The organism is Phenylobacterium sp., assembly GCF_044371015.1.
Classification (GTDB): domain Bacteria; phylum Pseudomonadota; class Alphaproteobacteria; order Caulobacterales; family Caulobacteraceae; genus Phenylobacterium.
In genome coordinates this window covers 1-2953 of sequence record NZ_JBILUK010000318.1, presented here as the reverse complement: position 1 = coordinate 2953, position 2953 = coordinate 1, and the positions used below count along the sequence as shown (strand labels likewise).

Sequence of the window (2953 nt, the reverse complement as noted above, 5' to 3'; positions counted from 1 at the left end):
CGTCCTCCCAGGCCACGTTCGACCTGGCCTCCGGCAACCGGAAGCCGCCGGGCACGAAAGCACCTTTCGCCGCATCGAACTCGCGATATTCCGAGGCGTCCTTCCCGCCGTTGGAGAGACGAACAAGACAGAGCCGTTCGTCGGGCTCGAGACACTGCGCGCCACTCCAGACCCAGTTGGCGTTCTCCGCCTTGGCAAGCGCATCCACGTCCAGCAGCGTCCGCCACTTCGGCGAACCGCCGCGATAGTCGGCGAGGTCGACCGTCCGCCAGAGTCCCCGAACGTGGGTCGAGTCCTGCCAGAAATCCCGCAACATGCCCGGGCCCGTGAAAGCCACACTCGGCAGCCTGTCTGTGGCCGTGGCGATCTTCATCGCTTCGGCATAGAGACCCGGATAGCGTGGGTCGCCCTGCAGACGGGGCAAGGTCTTGCCGTTTTCGGCGCGCGCCCAATCCAGCGCCCGGCCGCCCTCGATCTCATGCATCCAGGTGAACGGGTCGTCTGCCGTCGGCGCCTGAGCCTGAGCGGTCACGCTCCAGAGGCTCGCCACCAGGGCGAGGTACACAAGACGCATGGTAAGGACCTCTGAGACACGATCCTTTCCATCTAGGCGTTCAAGTCTGTCATTCAAACCAAAGCGGCGCGCCGGCCGGGGTGCCGACCGACGCGCCGCCGATGGTCAAAGAGCCCATCCGGCCCGGACGCCGCATTCGAGGGACGGGAGATCACGGCGTCCGATCCGGGGTTGACTGTCGCGGTTTTCGGCTGAACCCAGGCTGAACGACACCGTCAGTCGACCGTCGGGTTCAGGCCAGCGCTCCGGCGCCGCGCAGCGCCCCGATGTCGGCGGCAGAGAATCCCCAATCGGTCAGCGCCGCCTCATCATGTGCGCCGATGGCCGGCGGCGGCCCCTGGATCGCGCCCGGGGTCGCCGAAAACCGCGGCGCCGGCGCCGGCTGGATCACGCCCGCCACATCAACGAACGTTTCTCGCGCCACGTTGTGCGGGTGCCTGGGCGCCTCGTCGAGATCGAGGATCGGGGCGAAGCACACGTCGGTGGCGCCCATGATCTCGGTCCATTCCTCCCGGGTCTTGGTGGCGATCACGTCCGCCAGCTTCGCCCTGAGGCTCGGCCACGCGGCCCGGTCATGCTGGCGCTGGAATTCCGGATCGTTGATCCCGGTTTTCTCCAACAACAGCGCATAGAACTGCGGTTCGATCGAACCAATCGAGATCCAGCCGCCGCCCTTGCACTGATAGGTATCGTAGAAGTGGGCCCCGCCATCGAGCAGGTTGGAACGCCGCTGTTCCTTCCAGATTCCGGCCCCCTTCATGCCGTAGAACATGGCCATCAGCGAGGCGGCCCCATCGCTCATGGCGCAGTCCACCACCTGACCCCTGCCGGTCTCCCGCGCCTGGATGATCCCGGCCAGCAGTCCGAACGCCAGATACAGCGCACCCCCGCCGAAATCGCCCACGAGGTTCAGCGGCGGCACCGGCTTTTCATCGGTGCCGATGGCGTGCAGCGCTCCCGTGATGGCGATGTAGTTCATGTCGTGGCCGGCTGCCTGAGCATAGGGCCCGGTCTGACCCCAGCCTGTCATGCGGCCGAACACCAGCCTGGGATTGCGCTTCAACGCCACGTCCGGTCCTAGGCCGAGCCGCTCCATCACGCCCGGGCGGAAACCCTCGATGATCCCATCGGCCGCGTCCATCAGCTTGAGACAAGCCTCGACCGCCTCCGGACGCTTCAGGTCTAGCGCCACAGAGCGTCGGCCGCGTGAGGTCACGTCCGACGGCGCGCCTCGGCCCTGCCCTTTCCGGTCAATGCGTACGACATCGGCGCCCAAGTCCGACAGCAGCATGCCGCAGAACGGCCCAGGGCCGATGCCGGCGAATTCCACGATCTTCAGGCCGGTGAGCGGTCCCTGGCGCATGCGATGTCCTCCAAAGCTTGTCTGTTGATCTAAGCGCGGCGCCCCAAGGTCAGCAAACCGCCGTCATCCGCCGCCGGGCAGCGACTGGCCGTCGTCGACCGTGATCAGGCTGCCCGTGATCCGCTTGGCCGAGGGGCCGGCCAGCAGCAGAAAGGCATCGTCAAGGTCGTCGGCGTCCATCAATCGACGGCGCGGGAACAGCTTGAGCTGCCTTTGTCCGCCCTCGGTCGGCCACCACGTCGCGTTGATGTCTGTCTCAATATAGCCCGGCGCGAGCGCATTCACCGCGATCCCCTTTCGCGCCCACTCTCGGGCCAGGCTCTTGGTCAGCATCGCCACCGCCGCCTTTGACCCGCAATAGGCCGAGAGCCCCGGCAGCACAGTGTGACTGGCGATCGAAGCGATGTTGACGATGCGCCCCTCGGTCCCGGACGCAATCATGCGTTTGGCGGCCTCACGCGCGCAGACGAATGTCCCCCGGACATTCACGGCGAACGCGCGGTCGAATTCCTCGATAGGCACATCCAGTGCAAGGCCCTCGCCACCGACACCCGCGTTGTTGATCAGGATATCGAGCCCGCCCAGCTCCGCGATCACCCTGTCCAGCGCAGGCCCAACCGCATCGGCGTCGGCCACATCCAACGGCAGGGCCAGCGCGCGGCCGCCCGCCTCGCGGATCTCGGCCGCCAGCGCCTCGACCATCGCAACGCGCCGGGCGGTCACCGCCACTGCGGCCCCTTCCCGGGCGAGAATACGCGCGAAGTGCGCACCCAGTCCGCCGCTGGCGCCCGTCACCACCGCCGTCGATCCGCTCAATCTTCCCGGCAATTCGCTCTCCTTCATCGGCTCAACGCTTCCGCAACCAGCCCGGGTGTAGGCTCGCTGGTGAACGACCCCGTCCCGGCCGCCGGCCGGACGCTTCGGGGCGCGCTGGATGGGGATATGACGCCGACCGCTCAGGCGCGAGTGCTGATTTTGGCGCGTGACGACGCGGCGACCGGGTCCCTGGCCGAGGG

At 67.3% G+C, this 2953-nt stretch carries 2 protein-coding genes and 1 pseudogene; all 3 read right to left on the bottom strand.

Annotated elements, in window-relative coordinates:
- A pseudogene (locus tag ACIQ3R_RS16955) lies at positions 1–574 on the bottom strand (S9 family peptidase); the annotation flags it as partial.
- Positions 575–806: 232 nt separating this feature from the next.
- Entirely contained in the window at positions 807–1937 is a 1131-nt protein-coding gene (locus ACIQ3R_RS16950) for a CaiB/BaiF CoA transferase family protein (protein WP_397420026.1), read from the bottom strand.
- Between the two features lie 63 nt (positions 1938–2000).
- Positions 2001–2765 carry an SDR family NAD(P)-dependent oxidoreductase gene (locus ACIQ3R_RS16945; RefSeq protein ID WP_397420025.1) on the bottom strand — a complete coding sequence of 255 codons (765 nt, stop codon included), beginning with the start codon at positions 2763–2765 and terminating at the stop codon, positions 2001–2003.
- Between the last annotated feature and the right edge of the window lie 188 nt (positions 2766–2953).

What these genes read in the sequence shown, in the direction of transcription:
- ACIQ3R_RS16950 (WP_397420026.1), bottom strand. Translation starts at nt 1,937, where the DNA reads ATGCGCCAGGGACCGCTCACCGGCCTGAAGATCGTGGAATTCGCCGGC.